Origin of the sequence: Croceivirga lutea (genome assembly GCF_014235875.1) — a bacterium.
Lineage (GTDB): Bacteria > Bacteroidota > Bacteroidia > Flavobacteriales > Flavobacteriaceae > Croceivirga > Croceivirga lutea.
Genome location: NZ_JACJUK010000003.1, coordinates 1 through 20,192 on the forward strand (window position 1 = coordinate 1; position 20,192 = coordinate 20,192).

The window sequence follows — 20,192 nt, forward strand, 5'->3', positions numbered from 1 at the left end:
GGCAATAAAAAAAGAGTGGCCATGGCTCCTGAAACCTATAAGAAACGGCAAGCCTTGGTGGAGCATCCCTTTGGCACTATAAAACGTCAATGGGGATTTGACCATATCATGACCAAAAGAGGAATGGAAGCCGCTTCGGCAGACTTTGGGTTTATGCTAACGGCTTATAATCTAAAACGAATACTCAAAATCCTTAAAGTGCAAGGGAAAGCGCTTATTAGAGCATTTCTAATGCCTTTTGAGCTTATTTGGAAGCTAATAGGCCCTATTAAAAAGGTTTTTAAATCCATTAGGGGTATTTTGGGGCAAAACAAAATTTCCCCTTCCTTTTTCCAAGCTTCGGTAGTCTGAAACTAATAAGCTAATTTTAAACTAAATCTAAAGGCAGTTTTGGGACAGACTGCCGTTAGCCGTAATTTTGAAAACTTACCAAAAATTGGTATTTTTGCCCAAATCATTGATAGAATGAGTAAAAACACTTCAATATCACTGGGAAATTACTTTGACCAATTCGTCCACGAACAAATTTCAGAAGGACGCTATAAAAACGTTAGTGAGGTCATTCGCGCTGGACTCAGACTATTGGAAAATGAGGAAAGTAAAGTCATTGCCCTTAGGAAAGCGATTCAGGAAGGAATTGACAGTGGACTTGCGCACGACTTTGATTGGGAAAAAAACCTGAAAGAATTAAAAGCCAAGAGAAAAACAAATGGCTAAATTCAAATTGACCAACAAAGCCGTTGCCGATTTAAATGGAATTTGGGAATATACCGTGGAGAAATTGTCCGAAAATCAAGCGGACAAATATTATCGGGAAATCATGGAATCCTGTAAGCAGCTCGCGGAGAATCCAACAATTGGAAAAAACTACGAGGGAATCACCCTAGGCCTATTCGGATTCAAAGAAAACAAGCACATAATTTTCTTTAGGACTTTGGAAAAAGATTTAATCGAAATCACCAGAATCCTACATGAAAGAATGGACTTGAAAAACAGACTGGAGGAATAAAAAACTACAGGCAACACGGTGTATAATTAATTGCGGTCGGATTTCCCAAATGGAAATCCTTGCAATTAACTATCTTCGGTACAGGCGGACATTTTCCGTTGGATTTCCGCGCCGCACTAATCATAGCCGAGACATTAGCAATAATTTAAAATCGACTTTGGTCGATTTTTGTTGTGATTTAAGGGTTTTTGCTGTTTAAGAAGTTTTTTTTAAGGAGAAAAGTCAATTTTTTTTGTTTTTTCCCCTCAGTATTATAAGTACCAAAAAGTAATTTTTTGTCTCAAGTAAACCCAACATTAAATCCTTATAATACTTTCTACTTAAAACCATTACAACAGCACTAAATTAAACTTGAAGACGAGATGTTGTAGCTATGTTGTACCCAAACAAAAAAAGCTCTCAAATCAGAGAGCCTTTTTTTACTATTTGTAAAATTTTGAAAAAGTGCGGCTGAAGGGAGTCGAACCCCCACGCCTCGCGGCACCAGATCCTAAGTCTGGCATGTCTACCAATTCCATCACAGCCGCTTTTTCAAAATTTTAATGAACTTTTCTTGTTTAATTCCTAAGTCTAGCGTGTGTACCAATTCCACCACATCCGCTTAAGGTTTGCAAATATACTCCAAATTTTCATTCATAAAACTCTTCTTATTTAAAAATGCCTTTTTGTACTTTTAATCCTCATTAAAAATGTACTATGTCAGACGTTAAAAACTATATTGAAAGTCATAAAACTCGTTTTATTGATGAGCTAATTGAACTTTTAAAAATTCCTTCAATAAGTGCAGACAGTGCCTATAAAAAAGATGTTATTGCAACAGCCGAACATATTAAAAAAGCGCTTTTAGATGCTGGTTGTGATAGTGCTGAAATTTGCGAAACTAAGGGGTACCCTGTAGTTTACGGCGAAAAAATTATTGATCCTAAATTACCTACAGTTCTGGTTTACGGTCATTATGATGTACAACCGCCAGACCCTTTAAACTTATGGGATTCACCACCATTTGAGCCTGTAATTAAGAAAACAGAATTGCATCCAGATGGTGCTATTTTTGCCCGAGGAGCATGTGATGACAAAGGCCAAATGTACATGCATGTTAAAGCAGCAGAATACATGATAAAGAATGATGCATTACCATGTAATCTCAAATTCATGATCGAAGGCGAAGAAGAAGTGGGTAGCGATAGTTTAGAAGAATTTCTTTTAGACCATAAAGAAAAACTTAAAAACGATATCATATTAATTTCAGACACCGGTATGATGGCCAATGATGTACCATCAATTACTACCGGTTTACGTGGATTAAGTTATGTGGAAGTTGAAGTTACGGGTCCTAATAGAGACTTACATTCTGGTATTTATGGCGGAGCAGTACCCAACCCCATTAATGTGCTTGCTAAAATGATAGCATCTTTACATGATGAAAATAACAAAATCACCATACCGGGTTTCTATGATAAGGTAGAAGAGCTATCACAAGAGGAAAGAGATTTAATGGCTGAAGCTCCATTTAACCTAGAAGAATATAAAAAAGCGTTAGACATAGATGATGTATATGGTGAAGCAGGCTATTCTACTGCCGAACGTTATTCTATACGACCAACTTTGGACGTGAACGGAATTTGGGGAGGCTATACTGGTGAAGGTGCAAAAACGGTAATTGCAAGTAAGGCCTATGCAAAAATTTCAATGCGTCTAGTACCAGACCAAGACCCAGATGAAATTACAGCATTATTCACTAAACATTTTGAAACTATAGCGCCTAAAGGTGTAAAAGTTAAGGTATCCCCACATCATGGTGGGCAACCTTATGTAACACCTACAAATACTATAGGTTACAAGGCTGCGGCAATAGCATACGAAACTACTTTTGGTAAAACTCCTATACCAGAAAGAACTGGAGGTAGTATACCTATAGTAGCCCTTTTTGAGCAAGTTTTAGAATCTAAAACTATATTTATGGGATTTGGTTTAGATAGTGATGCTATCCATTCGCCAAATGAGCATTTTGGAATTTGGAACTATTTAAAGGGTATTGAGACTATACCTTATTTCTTTAAAGAATACACTAAACTGTTTACAGAACAATAAGGCAAAAAATAAGGCCAGGATTACGATTTGGGGGTCTTTCTCTAAAGGAGTTAATCCTGACCTTTTTTTGCTAATGGTAAGATTTGGGTTCTTTTTAGCAACTAATTGGGTTATACATGTTAATTAGTAACTCATTTTCATTTACTTCAACATCACACAATCTGAAAACCTTTTTGTTTTCATTTAAAATAACCATGCCTGTGTACTTCTCTTGTCTTAACTGCTTCTTCATCTTATAATATATTTTGTTGGTGTTAGATAAATTTGTTACTCCAAATCTAGGTTGAAATACTGCTCTTCATTTTTACATATTTTAGAAAACAAACAAGTGTAGACGAATGGTATTTTACTATAGACAAGGCCTTTAAAACCTTGTTACATCAGCATTTGATACATTCTATGTGCTACTTAAAAAACCGATAAACAACCCGGTAATTGAAGGCCGAATACTATCATTTAAATAAAAAATGACGCTTCAATTTTACAATCATGTTTATTTAGAATTAAGAGGTTTAAACTTAAATAGTTTTTCTTCAACTTGTTAATACTTAGTTATAAAGCCCAATATTTGTAACAAAACTATAAGAACGGCGTTCTTATAATCTACAATCAAAACGAACACTATCATGTTACAACGCTTTTTTATCTTCTGCTCAGGGGCAGATACCGAAATTCTATCAACTTGCAGCAACGGAGAACGCAACAAATATGCAGGTATAGGTGCAACTGTTTTCTTTACTGCCGTAATGGCTTTTATTGCATCTGCATATGCTTTATATACCATTTTTGATACCATTTACGCGGCAGTTTTCTTTGGGCTTATTTGGGGACTTCTTATTTTTAATCTAGATAGATATATAGTCTCCACTATAAAAAAGCGAGATAGTTTTGGAAAAGAATTGTTACAAGCCGCACCTAGAATTGTCTTGGCCTTAATTATTGCTATTGTAATTTCTAAACCCCTAGAACTCAAAATTTTTGAAAAAGAAATCAACCAGGTTTTACTTGAAGAAAAAAATGCCATGTCTTTAGCTAACCAAGAACAGTTAGCCATGCAATACACTCCAAAGGTAGCGCAATTACAACAAGAGATATCTACCCTAAAACAAGAAATAAACGATAAGGAAGCTGAAACCAATGCGCTGTACAATACCTACATTTCTGAAGCAGAAGGAACCGCTGGTACAGGCTTATTGGGTAAAGGGCCCGTTTATAAAGAAAAAAGAGAAAAACACGACCGCTATCTAAATGAACTTCAGGCATTAAAGTCAACTAACGGAGAAAAAATCACAGCCTTAGAAAATGAGATAAACTCACTTAACAGTAATTATACAAATGCAGTTTCTAATAGCCAACCCATAATTGATGGTTTTGATGGATTAATGGCTAGAATCAATGCTCTTGACAAATTACCTTGGTTACCTTCATTTTTCATTTTTCTATTGTTCTTAGCTATTGAGACCGCTCCAATTATTGCAAAATTATTAGCCCCTAAAGGAGAATATGATTTTAAAGTTGAAGAAGCTGAAAGTGTGGTTGCAAGTTGGGTAACCCAAAAAGTAAATCAACGCAAATTATTAGTTGGAACAGATGCCGAAATGAATCAAAAAATTTACGAAGATTTAAAGGCAGAGGAAGAATTATACAACTACAAGAAAAAGAAAGCAGAAGAAGTGTTACGCTTACAAGCAGATGCCTTTAGAAATACACAAATAAAAGGTCTGTAGTAGATTAGATTAAATCCATTTGTTTGAGCATAAAAGAGGCATTCATGGTTTTGCTAACCCCTTTTTTAAGGCGATAATCAAAACTCAAGGTGTTATTTTTAATAGTAGCATCTAAATGATAGTTTTTAACGCTATTATTTTCATTAGCCATATCACAAAGACTTAAATCGTGTGTAGCTATTAATCCTGTGGCATTTTCATTAAGTAAACGAGCCACAATTTGTTTAGAGCCAGTAGCTTTATCATAACTGTTTGTACCTCTTAAAATCTCGTCTAACAAGACAAAATATGGTTCTGATTTTACAAGTTCAACTACCATTTTCAATCTTTTTAGCTCCGCAAAAAAATAAGAATCCCCTTTTTTGAGAGAATCTACACTACGCATACTAGTTACAAGCTTTATTGGAGCATAAACACAAGACGAAGCACAAATAGGTAACCCTAAATTAGCCATAAATATGCCCAAACCTACACTACGTAAAAAAGTGCTCTTACCAGCCATGTTAGACCCAGTTATAATATGAAATGATGAAGCATCTATTTCAAAATCATTTTTTACAATTTTCTCTTGAGCAATTAAAGGATGGCCTAACTCCTTGGCTTTAAAAGTAAATGCTCCCTCCTTTATACTGGGATAATTAAAATAAGGATGATTAAATGCAAAATTACCTAGACTATTATACCCTTCAAAAAAAGAAATTACATTAAACCAATCTGCAACTTGATTTTTATTTGTGACCAACCACTTTTCTATCTCATATGCTGTTTTTAAAGCGCCGAGATAACAACCATTACCAAAAATGATGTAAAAGACATTATTGTTATAATCCATAACATCTAAAAGTTTTGAAAACTTAGCAATGGCCGAAGATGCTTTGCTATTTGTTATAGCAAGTTTTTGTTGTTGTTGTTTTAATAGTTTTGAGGTAAACTTTTCTTGTTCTATAAGTTTAAGCAGTGTTGCGTATTGTTTAAAAACTGATTTTACCTTATCAGCTTTAGCAGATAGGTTTTGTATATGTTTAAAGTAAAAACCAGAAATAGTTAGACCAATACCAATAATTATAAATAGCACATTAAATAACCATCCAAAAAAGAAGGTTAAAACCGCAACAACACTAAATACACTTAAGATTACAAAAGGTAAATAACGCATTATTTTAGGCACAAAAGGTGTGTAGGATTCGAGCCAATGAACTATGCTAGAAATACGAGTCTCGTTTTCTATAAACATAGCATTTGCACTAAATGTTTGCCGCCATTCTGCTTTATCTGCAATTTCTTTAATAGCCTCTTGCTTACTGGTTATGTTAGCAATAGTATTTGACAAAAGCAAGGCTGCAAATGCATCTTCACCTTCTTTTAGGGTAGCTCTATTAATGTATTGATAGAAGGAAGTATCTCCAAACAAATCCAAATCTTGACTATAGCAATGAGCAAGTTCTAAGTATTCTTTCCCGTCTGGAAATTCTTCAAAATTATACTGTAGAGCTCGAATTTCTTTTGCATTGATAGCCACTATATTATTATGGTATTTGAGTCTTTGTTTTATTTTGATGTACTTCTTTATAAGAACTAAAAAAACAGCTCCAAAAACCACAATAGCTGCAATTACAAAAATGATGTTAGAACGAAGCAAATAGGGAATACTAATTAAAGCAATAAAAGTAAATAAACGTGCTATAGATAATACGCTTAGGTTTTGTTTTAAGCGTTGACAGATTAGCTCATTTTCATCAATATTTTTGGTGTAAAAGTTTTGAACGCTTTGCATTACCAAGTAAAAAATTTAACAATTCAGAGACTTAAGATTAGCTAACGCTCTAGCCAAACTTTCTTTCCAATTTTCAATTTTTAGTCCAAAAGTTTCTTTTGCCTTATTAGTGTTTAAAACACTGTATTTGGGTCTTTTCGCAGGAGTAGGATAAGCCTCTGTTGAAATAGCTGCTAATTCCACATTAGTATTGCTAAGCAAGAAAATTTCAGAAGCAAAACCATACCATGAAGTTTCGCCGTCATTACTAAAATGGTAAATACCGTAAGCAGCATTTTTTTGTTCAATAATGTTTAGAACAAAGCCGGCAAGGTCTCTAGCATAAGTAGGTTTACCAATTTGGTCAGCCACAACAGAAAGAGACGAGCGTTCATTGCCCAAGCGCAACATGGTCTTCATGAAATTATTTGCATGTTCAGAATACAACCAAGAAGTTCTTATGATAAAATGTTCTTTCAACCTTTCGGTAATTTCTAGTTCGCCCTTTAATTTTGTTTCGCCATAAACACCAAGGGGGTTACATGTATCTGTTTCTACGTAAGGTACATCTGTGTTACCATCAAAAACAAAGTCTGTTGAAATATGAAGTAATGTAACTTTAAATAGTTGACAAGCTTTTGCCAAATTTTGAGCACCTATAACATTTACGTTCTCTGCTGCTAATGCATCACTTTCTGCTTTGTCTACTTGGGTATACGCGGCACAATTAATACAATGGGTAAACTTACCTTTTTTAAAGGCGGCAATAACATGGTCTTTATTAGTTACATCAAGGTCTTTAGAACTCAAAAATTCAAACCTAATGTTTTGATATTTGCTATGTTTTACAACATCTTTAATACATAAACCTAATTGCCCAGAAGCACCAGTAACTAAAATATTTTCCATAAAAAAACCGCAGCTTTTTACAAAGCTACGGTTAAGAGTTTAGATATAGCTAAATATTTTATGCTGCTTCAACCACCTTAGACGAATTAGTAGAAACTGTTGTTTGTTCAGAACTCGAACTTTTTTTACGATAGTGTACCGCAATTTGCAGCAACTGAATTCCAATTTTAGCAGAGTCTTTAAACGATAACTTTGAGCCATCTGCATGAACCCAACGTTTTAGTGGTTGTTCACAAATAATTTCTAGAGCCTTTTTTCTACCGTAATGATTACTTATTCTTTTAAACATTTCAACATCAAACAACCATTTGGTTAAGAAGGGTTTTTCAAAGGCAACCTTAACAATATCCTTATCCATAACCTTTGCACCGCATTGGGTGTCATTAAATGGCATTCTTAGAATAGTACGAATCATTAAATTAATAGTCTTACTAATAATTGCTCTGGCAGATTCTTTAGCAATTTCGGCTCCCATTCTTGCCATTCTAGAACCATTTACAATCTTATAATTAGAGTTACCTAATGTCTTAACCAAATCATCAAAATCTCTAAAATCTGTCGATAAATCTGCATCTAAAAACCCAATGTAATTATACTGTGGGTCTTTTGCCATATGTAGCATACCTTGTCTAACAGCTTCAGCTTTACCTCCATTTTTTGCACAATCGTAAACAGTAATATGGTCTTCATTACCTTTTTGTATTTCTCGTAATACTTCGAGAGTATTATCAGTAGAACCATCGTTTACAAAACATAAATTATACCCCAAATTTTCAAAAGAGAAGTCAAGAAAATCTTTTCCAGACAGTCTTTCAGCCTCATTATAACAAGGTATAACAACACCAACACAGTATTCTTGAATAACCTGACTAGCTTTTTTAGATTTTTTTACTGTAGTTTCTGGAGTTCCAATAATACGTTTTACACGAGCAACGACTTCATTTAAACTTACTGGCTTTTTCATGTAATCATCAATATCAAGGTCAAAACCTTGTGTAATTACATTCTCATCTGTATTACCAGACATCACCATAATGGGTATTCTTTCATTGCTAGAAGAGCGTATTTCTTGAACAACATCCAAACCAGAAATATCTGGCATGTTGATATCAACAATTACTAAGTTTGGTTGAAATTCTTTTACAAGCATTAATCCTTCTTTTCCGGATTCAGCTGTTTGAACTTGGTAACCAAGTTCTTGAAGTCTTTTTTCTAATGATAGCAATATTAATTGCTGGTCATCAATTGCTAGAATTTTCATAGGTTATTTATGTATGTTGCTAAGATTTGGATTCAGCATACGGTTTTCAAAATTAAAAACGTAATTATTTTCCTACATATAACGTAATATCATTTTATATATTGCAAACAATCGAGCAAATGAAAAAATATCTGATATACGCCCTTTTATTACTTAGCTATTTTGGCAAATCTCAACAAGAGATGGCCTTAACTATTAGTTCTAAAAAACTTCAACAGCTTTCTAATCTAAAAGGTGTTAATTATTACCCAACCAATACCGCTTGGAACATGTTTGGCGAAAATTTTAATAGAGATGTAATTACTAATGACTTTCAATTAATACATTCTTTAAACATTAATACTATTAGAATCTTTATCCCATATAAAGCTTCTATTGAAGATATAAATCAACTAATTGAGGTTTTAGATGAAGCTCATAAACATAACTTAGGAGCAATTGTAACACTTTTTGATTTTTATGGAACTTATCTAGACTCAGACCAAGAACAAAACAAAAGCTATGTTTCTACAATTGTTGGCGCATTAACTGGTCATAAAGCATTATTAGCTTGGGATATTAAAAATGAACCAGACCTGGACTTTACTAATCGAAGTAAAAGTCAAGTTTTAAAGTGGCTAAAAAACACCATTTGCCTTATTAAAAATATAGATTCAAAAACACCTATTACCATTGGGTGGGCAAAAGCTAAAAATGCGATTTATCTTAAAGATGAAGTTGATTTTATATGTTTCCATTTTTACGATGAGCCAACACTTTTAAAAAAAGAATATCAATTACTCCAAGAACAAACTAATAAAGTTATTGTGTTAGGTGAGTTCGGAAAATCTTCTCATCTAAGTTTTTGGAAGATGCTAAAAAACGGAGAAAAAGTTCAAGCAACATATCTTTCAGAAATAAAAGAGATTATAAAAACAAATAGCATTCCCTTTATGCTATGGACATTATATGATTTTAACGAAGTTCCAATAAAAGTGGTTGGTAAAAAAAAGCGGTATCGTAAACAGCAACAAAAGTTTGGTATATATGATACTCATGGAAACAAAAAAAGGGCATACTATTCTATTTTTGAATAGTAGCCCTAATTGAACTATGCACACAATCTTATTGGTGAACTAATATTTCTTTTATTTCTTCTTGTGATGTGGTAGAAACTTTCTTACCTCTTTTGCGTTGAATTTTTTCAAATAAATCTAGATACATATTAGTTATTCTAGACATTGGCCATGCTGTTGCCGCTTTGTAATTAGTTTTACCCAATTCTATTCTATACGCATCATTAATTATGATTTTTTCTATTGCATCAGCCAAAGAAGAAGCTTCACTTGGATTAAAAAACTCACCGGCATAACCTTCTTCTCTTACCAAAATACCTAAATCACCTAAATCTGGTAATACAGCTGCCTTACCATAACTACCCGCTTGGTGTAAAACACCAGAACTACCTGTAGTAGAAGTATACGGAAAAACCGTTACAGCACTCTCTTCAAAAATGCGTTGAACATCTGCTTCTGGCACGTAGCCCGTAAATCTCAATTGAGATACATGCGCGTATTTTTTAGCAACCTCATCTAAATACCCTGGGGTATTAGGACTATCTGTACCTGCTATTACAATTTCAATATTTTCGTTGGTTCGGTTTCTAATTTGCTCAACCGCCTCAATCATAATTTCAACCTTTTTATAGGTTCCAAATTTTCCGAATGCCATTACCTGTTTTGGTCCGTTTGGCAACTTGTAATCTGGTTCTGGAGGCAATTCAAAAGAACCGTGTGGTATTAGCTCTATATTGTTCTTTTTATATTTACCCTTAAGTGTAGTAACATATTTACTGATAGTTACTGCCACGCTATCAGACGCTAACACAAAACGTGTTAAGGTGGTTCCTATAAAATTGAAGATACTTGCTAACAACTTGTTTGAAGCAAAACCAGCATCTTTTAAATCAACAGTTTCCATTATGTTGTGTAGTAAAGAAACCGTTGGCACACCCATAGTTTTAGTTATAAAAGGCAACATTAAACCTAGTGCTGCAGGAACTTTTTTATCTCCGAATTTCATAAACTGTAGGTTATACAGTACTGCATCTGGCTTGGTTTGAGCTACCGCGTTTCTAATAGTTAAGATATTAGAATAGCTATTAAACTCCCAACACTCTTTTACGGTGATTTTACAACCGTCTCCTTCAAAATTTAAATCTTTTTCACCTTCGGTTTTATCGCACAACAAAACAATTTCATCAACTCTGTTTTGTACTCTAAAACTCTTTACCAAATAATACGCGTACTCTGTTAAGGTTACTTTACTTGGTGGATAAGCGGTTACTATTGCAATTTTCATAGTATAATTTTTATTGATTTGGGTTTTGGTTATCAGATAAGTATCCAAATACTTCTTTATTCATAAAGTATATAATTTGAACAGTAAGTAGAATAGCCATGGCTATTATTTGCATATGAATTACTGTATCTAAACTATCATGATAAAAAACAATTAATAGTATTTGAGACATTCCTAAAATGCCAGAAAGTATTACAGGAACGTATTGATCTAAAGACAAAAAGTAATAGGCAAATATGTTTGAAAGGGCAAATAAAGAAGTAGCAACAGCATATTTCCATAACAAATGAGAAACTTCTAAATACTCACTACCAAACATAATATTTACTACAAAATCTGGAAATAAATAACACCCCCCTGTGATTAATACTGCAAGTGCTCCTATGTAAGAAACATACTTAAATAACACTGGTGCAGTTGGCTTACCTTCTTTATGATTATTTACTACAGTAGGTAAAAGCAACATTACAAACATCCAAGCAGCAAAATACACCACTCTACCTATTAAAGCTAAAGAGGCATACAGTCCAGCTGGTTTTGCATCAAAAAAATGCTTTACTAATAAGATGTCACTATTATTTATGATTATTTGAGTAAGCTCGTAGCAGGCAGTTAGCACCATAAACTTTACAATTCGCTTTTGGTCAAAAGCATCCAGTTTAAAAGTGTTTTCAATTTTTATTGATTTTATTTCTGACGGATACAATCCAAAAAAGAAAGAAATCAAAATACCTATTGCGACCAACACTCCAGATTGTAACGGAACCACAAAAAGCAAAGCCATTGTTATAAGCAACCTACTCCACATTTCGGTTTGGTAGGTTAATGATAGCCTTTTGAACTCTTGCTTACCTTGAAAAATACCTCTGTTTAGACTCATGAAAAAGTAGAGTGGTATTCCACAGGCAAAAATCATGAACATAATACTGTTATTGGTGTGAAACAATTCTTTTAATTGACCAGAAAAAATCAACATAAGAACACCAACAGTAACTCCAAGTAGTATAGAAAGTTTTAAGGTATTATTCTTAAAGGCATTCCATTTATCACCAGAAAAAATAACGGCAAACTTAGCCGCAGTTAACTGAAAAGTCATTCCTAAAAAAGAAAGTACCAGTAATAAAGTAATGAGCAGGGCAGCTTCTGCAAAGGCTTCTGGACCTAAAATTCTACCTAACAGTAGGTTGTATAGGTAATTACCACCGTTTACAACTATAACACTAAGCATAAATATTTGCTCAGCGCTAAGTTTGCGCTGTAGTTGTCTAATAGCTTCCATAAGTTATTTTACCAATAGCTTTTGAGCTTCTGGTTGTTCAGATTTGGGGTTATATATGTATTCTAAAACGCGATTATAGCTAAAAGCTTGTTTTTTAACCTTATAAAGTTCTCTAGCAATCTCTCTAGAAATACAATCAACTTTATTTAAATCAACTATAACCTTTGGTTTAGTTTCAAATAAATGAAGTAAATAACTTCTTAAGCTTTTAATGTTAGCATTGGTAAGATTACCTTTTAATACAATAACGTTGTTACGTTCAGAAATGTGTAGGGCCATGTTGTTATGATTTGGGTTTATAGTTAATGATGCATTTGCATGCATAACAATAACGTATTTTTCTCTCTTTATTGTAATCCTTTTCTTATTTTTAAAATTTATCTATTTGAAAGTCTATTCTTTATATTTTACTATAAAACTCACCTTATTATAAAATATTTGTAGGTTTTTACGTTATACTTCCTAGCCACTAAATCTTACTTATGAACCGAATTTTTACGCTAATTGCTTTACTATCCTTTTATATTCTACAGGCACAAAGTGCTATGGATGAGGGTTTTAAGATGCTCGAAGCTGGTGAATTTAAAGAAGCCAAAGTGTTTTTTGAAAATTATTTAGCTCAAAATAAACCTAATAAAACAGCAAAACTTTGTTATGGTAGAGCTCTGGGTTTAAGTGGTGAACCTATTGCTGCTATCACATATTTTAAAAATCTTAAGCAAGAATTCCCTAAAGATTATGAAATAGAATCCAACTATGCAGAAGCATTTTTATGGGCTAAAAAATTCATAGAAGCAAAACCACATTACATAGAATTGGTAGCTGCTTATCCTGATAAATTTGGAGCAGTTTTAGGTTTGGCAAATACGCTTTCTAATCTGCAAGAATATTTAGAAGCTTTAAAATGGGTGAACAAAGCTATTGCGCTCGAACCTGAAAATGAAGGTGCTAAAATTTCGCGTAAATATATTAAAATGGGGTATGCAAATGCATTTGTAAAAAAAGAAGAGTATAAAACTGCTGAAAACCTTTTGCTACAAATTTTTGAAGATTTTCCAGAGGATAAAAATGTACTCCAAAACTTGGCTAACAATTACTTAATGACCAAGGAATATGATAAACAAATCGAAGCCTACCAAAGAATAGCGACAAATTTTACAGATTCAATTACCGCGCTTAATGGTATTGCACTTGCGCATCATTTAAAAGGCAAAAGTAAAATTGCATTAGAAGTGGCAAGTAAGGCAAAGGCAAAAATTGACACACAACCTAATCATAATCTTAAGCCCGAAACCTACAATAGGTACATACAAGCGTTAATTTGGAATCATAAATACACTCCAGCTAGAACAAAAATAGATAGCCTTTCGCAACATCATGCAAATGAGAATTGGTTACTTTCTTTAAAATCAATGTTAGGTATGTATACGGCTGATTTTAAAACAAGTATTTCTAATTATGATGCTATTCTAGAAAATGACAGTACTTCATTCGATGGTAATTTAGGAAAAGCTAATGCACTATTAGCTTCAGATAAACTAATACCTGCGTATGAAAACGCTTTTCAAACCATGCGGATTTTTGGTCAACAAAGAGATGTGATAGGTTTTATTGAAAAACTAAATATTCAGAACTCACCCAATGCAGAAGAATGGGTACAATACACCTTTGATAATGGAGACAATGTAGCTTTCGCGTCAACTACAACTGTTAACGTACCATTTTCTCCCAGTATTAAATCAACAGTTTCTTATCAATATAGAACATCAGAAAATGAAGTAACAGCTAACCAGGCAAGTTCACATGCTTTAAATGGTTCCTTTACTTTTAAAATTAGACCACAGGTTTATTTAAAAACCGAAGCTGGCTTTTACGCGGCTCAATTTTTAGATACCACGTATGTTAACCCAGTTTTTGATGTAAAACTTCAAACCAAACCTTTAAAGCTTAACAATTTAGAACTCAATTATAAGCGAGAAATGCAAGCATTTAATGCCGAGTTGATTAAACGAGAAATAGTAATGAACCATTATGGGCTAACATACAATTTGGGTACTAATTTTAATTTAGGATGGTACACACAGCTTATGTATACCTCACAGTCAGATAATAATATGCGTAACTTATTATTTACCTCTTTGTATTACAATTTAACTAGAAAACCAGCCTTAAAAGGCGGTCTTAACTTTTCTTACATAACCTTTGCAGACCAGGTACCCACTATTTATTTTAGTCCGTCTGTGTATAGAAATGTGGAATTATTCTTTGATTTAAGAGGTAATTTTTCAGAGAAATCAAGAGGTTATGTTAGTGCCGCAGGAGGTTTGCAAAAAGTTGAAAATGATGACGAAACAGTAATCTATAGAGCTGAAGGTGGGCTAACACATGAATTTTCAAAAAGACTTAAGCTAGATATTTACGGAAAATATAGTAACATAGCCTCTGCTATTGGTGCAGGATTTCAGTTTGCTGAAATAGGTATGAAGTTAAATTGGACATTAACTTCTAAGCCATTATTCTTTAAGAAGAAATTTAAGGATGAAATGAGTTTATTAGAAACCTACGAATAAATAGCAAATTCAATGTTCACTTCCAAATAAAACAATGACCTACAAAGGGCTGGTTCAACTTTTTATATCGTCTAAAACAATACTAAAAAGACATTACCAATTATTAAATAAAAAGAAAATAGTAAGTTGGAGTACAGCAAATTTTAAAGCGTAAATAATGCATCTACGCTGCTATTCTAGATAAGAAAACTAGATGTAATTATAAAAGATTAATACGCTGCATTAATGCTGGCCTATTGCTTCTACTAATAGGAATTACCTTTTTACCAATTAACACACTGTTATCTTGAATATCGATAATCTTATTAAAGTTGATGATATAGCTTCTATGAATTTGCATAAAAGTTGGTTCTGGTAACCTGGCAGCAATCTTCTTTAAACTAGTATGAACATGGTAACGTTCTGTGGTAGTATAAACATTTACATAATCACCTTCTGCCTCAACATATTCTATCTCTTTAAACTGTAAATTAATTAGTCTTCTATCTATATTAATATACAGGCTATTTCTAACCTGCTCCATACTGTCTGTAGAAGTAGTAGAGCTATCTTGAGAAGGACTTTCCATTTCATCTAAGATAAACTGCTTACGAGCTCTTTCAACGGCTTTTTCAAAGCGTTCTTTAGTTAATGGTTTTACAAGGTAGTCTACGATGTTTTCGTATTCGTAAGATTTAGAAGCAAAGTCTTTATCAGAGGTAAACAGAATTACCTTTTGGGTATTATCAAGTGTTTTAAGTAAATCTACACCAGAGAACATATCCATATGTAGGTCTAGAAATATTAAATCTACTTTGTTATCATTTAGGTATTTTAAAGCTTGAATTCCGTTTTCAAGCATAGCCTTAACTTCAATTTGAGGTTGGTCTTGGCAAAACTTTTCCAAAACCACTCTTGATGCTAATTCATCATCTACAATTATACAAGTCATGGTTATAAAGATTTGATAAATTCGTCTACTTGGTCTAATATTTTTACAAATTCAGCATGATGTCTATCTCGCTGAACTTTAAGTTCTTCTTCATATTTAACGGCTAAACCGTAAGCTTCTTGCATTCCGCACACATTTAGTTTGTGTTTTAACTTGTGTACAATGCTTGCCGTACTAGTAAAATCTTGTGCAGATTGCACTTTTTTATAATGAGCAATCTCGTCTGGATATTCTGTTTTTAGAATAGCTATAAACTTAGTTCTAAAGGCATCATCACCTCCGGCAACTGAATCTATATAGTTGGTATTAGGCATCTCCATTTTGTACATTTTTAAGGGTGAAAAAAACGGTAGTTCCTTTTTTAACTCTTGAGCTAAGCCAAATATCTCCTTCATAAAAGTTGATAATTCGCTTAACCAAAGCTAGACCTAAACCGTTAGATGAAACGTCTGTATTTAGTTCTTCGAACATGTTGAAGATTTCTTTTTGTTTTGTAGCAGAAATACCACAACCATTATCACTAATGCTAAATAATAGTTCGCCTTCTTTTTGTTTAAAATCTATTTCTACAATACCCATAGCCACATTTTCTAGAGCTAAAACTGCATTGTTGAGAAGATTCGTAAACAAAGAATTCATTTTATTTCTGTCTATTAATAAAGTGGGTAACTCTGACCTTATTTTAATTTTAATGTTATGGGGGAAATACAATTCTTCAATTATTCCTTTAACCAATACATTTAGGTTAATTACCTCCATTGTCTCATCTACATTACTCGTCATTATTTTCTTAAATATTCTGTTATTAGTTTGGTTGATAATTTTTGTTTGGATTTAGTTAGTTTTAATTCATTTATTGGGTTTTAAATTGCATCTATATCTTTAATAATGGTAAAGTAAAATGTGGTGCCTACCCCAATTTCACTTTCTAACCATACTTTTCCTCTATATCTTTCAATTATCTTTTTTACAATTGATAAGCCAATACCGGTAGATCTTTCTCTATTACCAATAGATTGAAATATTTGAAATATTTTTTGATGGTATTCTTTTGGTATACCTACACCATTATCTTTAACACTAAACTGCCAATGCGTATTTGAATCTACACACCCAACTTCAACTAAACCATCTGGCTTATCTATATGAACAACAGCATTACTTAAAAAGTTTTGAAATAACTGATGCATCATGGTTTTATCTGCTTTTATTATCGGCAGAGGGTGTGCAGTTTTTACTTTTACATTATCAGGACAATAAATAATTTCAGAAATCTCTTTTACAAGAGAATTCATATCTATTTTGACTTCTTCTAATTTATTTCTGTTGACCATAGAATACTTGAGTATACCTCCAATGAGTTTATCCATACCCTCAATTTTTTCTTGAATCATTTTTAAATTATAAACACCATTGTCATCTAACTTGTCTTTATAATCTGTAAGCATCCAATCGGCCAATGCGCTAACAGAACGCAACGGTGATTTTAAATCGTGAGAAACTATGTGTGCGTATTCTTGTAAGCCTTGGTTACTTTGTTCTAACTCTCTTAAAAGCTTTTCTTTCTGCACCTCTAATGCATGCTGTTCAGTTACATCTAAATAAACGCCAATAGATCCAGCTACCTTACCTAAATCATTATACGTTGGTGCACCGCTGATTAACCAATATTTTTTAGCTCCTTTTTGTGTGGAAACTTTTATCTGATAAGAATCAGATTCACCTTTAAATCTAGATTCTAATTGTTGATTTATGAGGTTAGTGTTTTCTTGGTCTACTTTAACGATATCAAAAACCCTTTCTCCAATAATATTTTCTTCTTTTTGATCAACCATATCACAAAAACGATTGTTAACAAACAAAACGTTTCTATTGCGATCAATTTCTACCAACCCCAAGTTCATGTTGGCAATAATATTAGAATACTTTTCTTGTTGTTGTTCTAAGTTTCTACGATAGTGTTTTTGTAAAGTAATGTCTGTATATACCCATAAATGACCTGTTAGCTCATCTTCTGTAAATAATGGAATATAGTCTCTAGAAAAATACCTACCATCTTTTAATTCAAGCTCATCTGCAATGGCTACTTCTTTCTTATGAACGCGTTGTTCTATAAGCTTTAAAAAGGTATCAGAATCAACATGTTTTTCTTTTAAAGAATCAATTAATTCAATACTCTTTTTTCCTTTTAAGTCTGAAGCTTTTTCCTCTAAATCAAAGAAATCTGTAAATCTTTTATTAGACATTACCAACCTTCTATTGGCATCTTCTAAAAGAATACCAGATTGCAGGTTCCCAATCATGGTTGACATTCTAGATTCAGAAGCAGCGAGTTTATCGTTAGCTACTTTTTCACTAGTAATATCATCAACCATAACAACGTTGTATTCTACCTCGTTGTTATGGTTATAAACATTGGTTATTGAAGTTTTACCAAATAACTGCCCACCATTTTTTTTATGAAAAATTCTGGTAATGGTAATATGGTCAGAGTTAGGCTTGGCATCCATTTCTAACATTGCTTGGTATTGAGAAATATCAGCAATTGTAGAGACGTCTTCTAGAGAGAATTTTTTAAGTTCATATTCTTCGTAACCAAGCATTTGACAAAAAGCATCGTTAGCTTTAGCTATTTTGCCTTTTACGATAAGCATAATACCAAGCGAAGAATTTTCAACAATTAAGTCTAATTGTTTTTTTTGTGATTCTACTAGACGTTTTACCTCCATTTCGGAAGTTATATCTCTAATAACACCTTGAGCAGCTATTGGCGTACCATTTTTATTGTAAATTAAACTAGCGTTGATGTTTACATACTTTTCACCGTATTTACGGGTAACAATTTTAGCATTGTAATTTTTAATGATACCTACATGAAGTAATCTTGTAAAAGATTCATTGGTATATTCTAGGTATTCTGGATGAACTATTTGTGATAGATATACGTCTTCCTCCTCGTTATCATACCCTAAAAACTCTTTGGCACTAGTATTCATACTTATGACCTTAGTAGTTAAATCCATAACTACATATGGGTCTATAAGATTTACAAATGCACCCTCTATATTTTTACCCTCTTTAGAAAGTAAAGATTCTAAACGGCCGTTAGCTTCCTTTAAATGCAATAACGCATCATACAACTCCTTTGACTTATCTTCAAGAAGTTTTTCGGCCGCTTTACGAGCCATACGTTCACGTTGAAGTGTACGTTCAAATATATTTTGGGTCTTACTATCCAACTTGTTTCAACAAAAATTCAACCTCAGTACCGTCTTCTTTAAGTAATTTATAATCTACATTAACCTCATTACCAAAGTGCTCAAATGTTTTTTCCATTAAGCCTTTAGCAAGCATATACAAGCCCCTAGAGGAAGCGTAAATCATTCTAATTTTATCTGAATCTTGTTCTAAGATTTTAAACGATGGTAGCTCTGCATCTGGGTATAACTTTCTTACATGAACATGAATGTGATCCTCAATAGAGGCAACCAACGCTATTGGTGATTTGTAGCTTGAGACAACTTCTGGATGTGTTGCTAACAAACTATCAAAAAGATAATGGCCAAATTTGTGTATTAATTCTGGGGCAGGAACATTAATTTCTTTACTTAGGTTGGTGATAAGCTCAACCATTTCATTAAAATCATAAGTACCTACTGCGGTGTAAATTCCATTAGAAGGTAAATCAGAGTTGGTAATAATAGTATCAACGGTTTCTAATCCAAAGGTCTTTTCAACCATTTGTAGAAACTCATCAAAAACAATTCCTTTCATAATACGGGCACATTATATAGTAAATGTAGGAATGGCCCTAACCGGAATAAAAATTTTGTTGTGAAATGAAGATTTTTGTTAGCCTTTGAACAATTCGCTAACCTCCCAATAATCAAAAACCTTTTTTATACGGTTTTCGTAGTCTTCGTACTTTAGAGGTTTTATGATGTATCCTGCAATACCTATCTCATAACATTTTAACAAATCAGCTCTATTTTCTGATGTTGTTAAAATGATGGTTGGTAAGAATTTTAATCTATCATCATTTTTTAAAATTTGTAGAAATTCTATGCCACTCATTCTCGGCATATTTAAATCTAAAAATAGGATATCTGGCAATTCACCGCCACCATTTAGCACTTCTAAAGCTTCTTCGCCATTTTTAGCTTCTATGATTTGATGTTTTGTTTGCATACCAGAAACTGCTCTATGCATTTTCATGGTTTCAATCATATCATCTTCTATTAAAAGTACTTTCATAGTTTACCCCCTTTTTAAAATACAAAGTTCATTTTTCTTACAAACAAAATTTATCTAATTAGGTAATC

Annotated in this window: 20 protein-coding genes and 1 tRNA gene; 7 read left to right on the top strand and 14 right to left on the bottom strand. The window is 32.9% G+C overall.

Annotated features, from left to right (window positions below; genetic code table 11):
- The 3 genes from H5V42_RS15200 to H5V42_RS06180 form a co-directional block, all read left to right on the top strand.
- Positions 1 to 351 (top strand): transposase (locus H5V42_RS15200; RefSeq protein ID WP_241731854.1); only part of this gene is annotated, 351 nt, incomplete at its 5' end.
- 114 nt (positions 352 to 465) lie between these two features.
- Positions 466 to 717: a type II toxin-antitoxin system ParD family antitoxin gene (locus H5V42_RS06175; RefSeq protein WP_185782695.1), complete on the top strand. Its 252-nt coding sequence runs from the start codon at positions 466 to 468 to the stop codon at positions 715 to 717.
- Entirely contained in the window at positions 710 to 1,009 is a 300-nt protein-coding gene (locus H5V42_RS06180) for a type II toxin-antitoxin system RelE/ParE family toxin (protein WP_185782275.1), read from the top strand. Before H5V42_RS06175 ends, H5V42_RS06180 begins: the two co-directional genes overlap by 8 nt.
- Before the next feature lie 445 nt (positions 1,010 to 1,454).
- Here H5V42_RS06180 and H5V42_RS06185 read toward each other — a convergent pair.
- Positions 1,455 to 1,536, bottom strand: a tRNA-Leu gene (locus H5V42_RS06185).
- A 169-nt stretch (positions 1,537 to 1,705) separates the two neighbouring features.
- On the opposite strand from H5V42_RS06185, the gene H5V42_RS06190 reads away from it, so the two are divergent.
- Positions 1,706 to 3,100: a dipeptidase gene (locus H5V42_RS06190; protein ID WP_185782276.1), complete on the top strand. Its 1,395-nt coding sequence runs from the start codon at positions 1,706 to 1,708 to the stop codon at positions 3,098 to 3,100.
- A 94-nt stretch (positions 3,101 to 3,194) separates the two neighbouring features.
- Here H5V42_RS06190 and H5V42_RS06195 read toward each other — a convergent pair whose 3' ends face one another.
- A complete protein-coding gene (locus H5V42_RS06195; protein WP_185782277.1) occupies positions 3,195 to 3,332 on the bottom strand; it encodes a hypothetical protein in 138 nt (45 codons plus the stop codon).
- A 394-nt stretch (positions 3,333 to 3,726) separates the two neighbouring features.
- On the opposite strand from H5V42_RS06195, the gene H5V42_RS06200 reads away from it, so the two are divergent.
- Positions 3,727 to 4,827, top strand: a complete 1,101-nt coding sequence (locus H5V42_RS06200) for a DUF4407 domain-containing protein (RefSeq protein ID WP_185782278.1) — start codon at positions 3,727 to 3,729, stop codon at positions 4,825 to 4,827.
- 4 nt (positions 4,828 to 4,831) lie between these two features.
- Here the strand turns inward: H5V42_RS06200 and H5V42_RS06205 are convergent, their stop codons facing one another.
- From H5V42_RS06205 to H5V42_RS06215, 3 genes are read right to left on the bottom strand one after another with little or no spacing between them, the layout of a single operon-like run.
- Entirely contained in the window at positions 4,832 to 6,601 is a 1,770-nt protein-coding gene (locus tag H5V42_RS06205; RefSeq protein ID WP_185782279.1) for a MutS-related protein, read from the bottom strand.
- Positions 6,602 to 6,616: 15 nt separating this feature from the next.
- Positions 6,617 to 7,489 carry a dTDP-4-dehydrorhamnose reductase gene (gene rfbD / locus H5V42_RS06210; protein ID WP_185782280.1) on the bottom strand — a complete coding sequence of 291 codons (873 nt, stop codon included), beginning with the start codon at positions 7,487 to 7,489 and terminating at the stop codon, positions 6,617 to 6,619.
- Between the two features lie 58 nt (positions 7,490 to 7,547).
- Positions 7,548 to 8,750, bottom strand: a complete 1,203-nt coding sequence (locus tag H5V42_RS06215; RefSeq protein ID WP_185782281.1) for a response regulator — start codon at positions 8,748 to 8,750, stop codon at positions 7,548 to 7,550.
- Between the two features lie 119 nt (positions 8,751 to 8,869).
- Here H5V42_RS06215 and H5V42_RS06220 point away from each other — a divergent pair, with 119 nt between their 5' ends.
- Positions 8,870 to 9,826, top strand: a complete 957-nt coding sequence (locus H5V42_RS06220) for a glycoside hydrolase family 2 TIM barrel-domain containing protein (protein WP_185782282.1) — start codon at positions 8,870 to 8,872, stop codon at positions 9,824 to 9,826.
- A 28-nt stretch (positions 9,827 to 9,854) separates the two neighbouring features.
- Here the strand turns inward: H5V42_RS06220 and H5V42_RS06225 are convergent, their stop codons facing one another.
- The 3 genes from H5V42_RS06225 to H5V42_RS06235 are packed head-to-tail and all read right to left on the bottom strand — an operon-like array spanning position 9,855 to position 12,648.
- The gene (locus H5V42_RS06225) at positions 9,855 to 11,090 is read right to left on the bottom strand and encodes a glycosyltransferase (protein ID WP_185782283.1); all 1,236 of its coding nucleotides are present in this window, start codon (positions 11,088 to 11,090) and stop codon (positions 9,855 to 9,857) included.
- Between the two features lie 10 nt (positions 11,091 to 11,100).
- A complete protein-coding gene (locus tag H5V42_RS06230; RefSeq protein WP_185782284.1) occupies positions 11,101 to 12,369 on the bottom strand; it encodes an oligosaccharide flippase family protein in 1,269 nt (422 codons plus the stop codon).
- Positions 12,370 to 12,372: 3 nt separating this feature from the next.
- Positions 12,373 to 12,648 carry a hypothetical protein gene (locus H5V42_RS06235; RefSeq protein WP_185782285.1) on the bottom strand — a complete coding sequence of 92 codons (276 nt, stop codon included), beginning with the start codon at positions 12,646 to 12,648 and terminating at the stop codon, positions 12,373 to 12,375.
- A gap of 203 nt (positions 12,649 to 12,851) precedes the next feature.
- Here H5V42_RS06235 and H5V42_RS06240 point away from each other — a divergent pair, with 203 nt between their 5' ends.
- Complete coding sequence (locus tag H5V42_RS06240; RefSeq protein ID WP_185782286.1) at positions 12,852 to 14,939, top strand: tetratricopeptide repeat protein; 2,088 nt, start codon at positions 12,852 to 12,854, stop codon at positions 14,937 to 14,939.
- Between the two features lie 199 nt (positions 14,940 to 15,138).
- On the opposite strand, the gene H5V42_RS06245 is transcribed toward H5V42_RS06240, so the two are convergent.
- The 6 genes from H5V42_RS06245 to H5V42_RS06270 form a co-directional block, all read right to left on the bottom strand.
- Positions 15,139 to 15,870, bottom strand: coding sequence for a LytR/AlgR family response regulator transcription factor (locus H5V42_RS06245; RefSeq protein WP_185782287.1), 732 nt, complete (start codon positions 15,868 to 15,870; stop codon positions 15,139 to 15,141).
- A 2-nt stretch (positions 15,871 to 15,872) separates the two neighbouring features.
- Positions 15,873 to 16,190 (bottom strand): Hpt domain-containing protein, encoded by a 318-nt coding sequence (locus H5V42_RS06250; protein WP_185782288.1) that lies wholly within the window; start codon positions 16,188 to 16,190, stop codon positions 15,873 to 15,875.
- The gene (locus tag H5V42_RS06255) at positions 16,177 to 16,653 is read right to left on the bottom strand and encodes a sensor histidine kinase (RefSeq protein ID WP_185782289.1); all 477 of its coding nucleotides are present in this window, start codon (positions 16,651 to 16,653) and stop codon (positions 16,177 to 16,179) included. The genes H5V42_RS06250 and H5V42_RS06255 overlap by 14 nt, the downstream gene beginning before the upstream one ends.
- A gap of 80 nt (positions 16,654 to 16,733) precedes the next feature.
- Positions 16,734 to 19,109, bottom strand: a complete 2,376-nt coding sequence (locus H5V42_RS06260; protein ID WP_185782290.1) for a PAS domain-containing sensor histidine kinase — start codon at positions 19,107 to 19,109, stop codon at positions 16,734 to 16,736.
- Positions 19,102 to 19,644 carry a heme NO-binding domain-containing protein gene (locus tag H5V42_RS06265; RefSeq protein WP_185782291.1) on the bottom strand — a complete coding sequence of 181 codons (543 nt, stop codon included), beginning with the start codon at positions 19,642 to 19,644 and terminating at the stop codon, positions 19,102 to 19,104. The genes H5V42_RS06260 and H5V42_RS06265 overlap by 8 nt, the downstream gene beginning before the upstream one ends.
- Before the next feature lie 78 nt (positions 19,645 to 19,722).
- Complete coding sequence (locus H5V42_RS06270; protein WP_185782292.1) at positions 19,723 to 20,124, bottom strand: response regulator; 402 nt, start codon at positions 20,122 to 20,124, stop codon at positions 19,723 to 19,725.
- Positions 20,125 to 20,192: the final 68 nt, after the last annotated feature.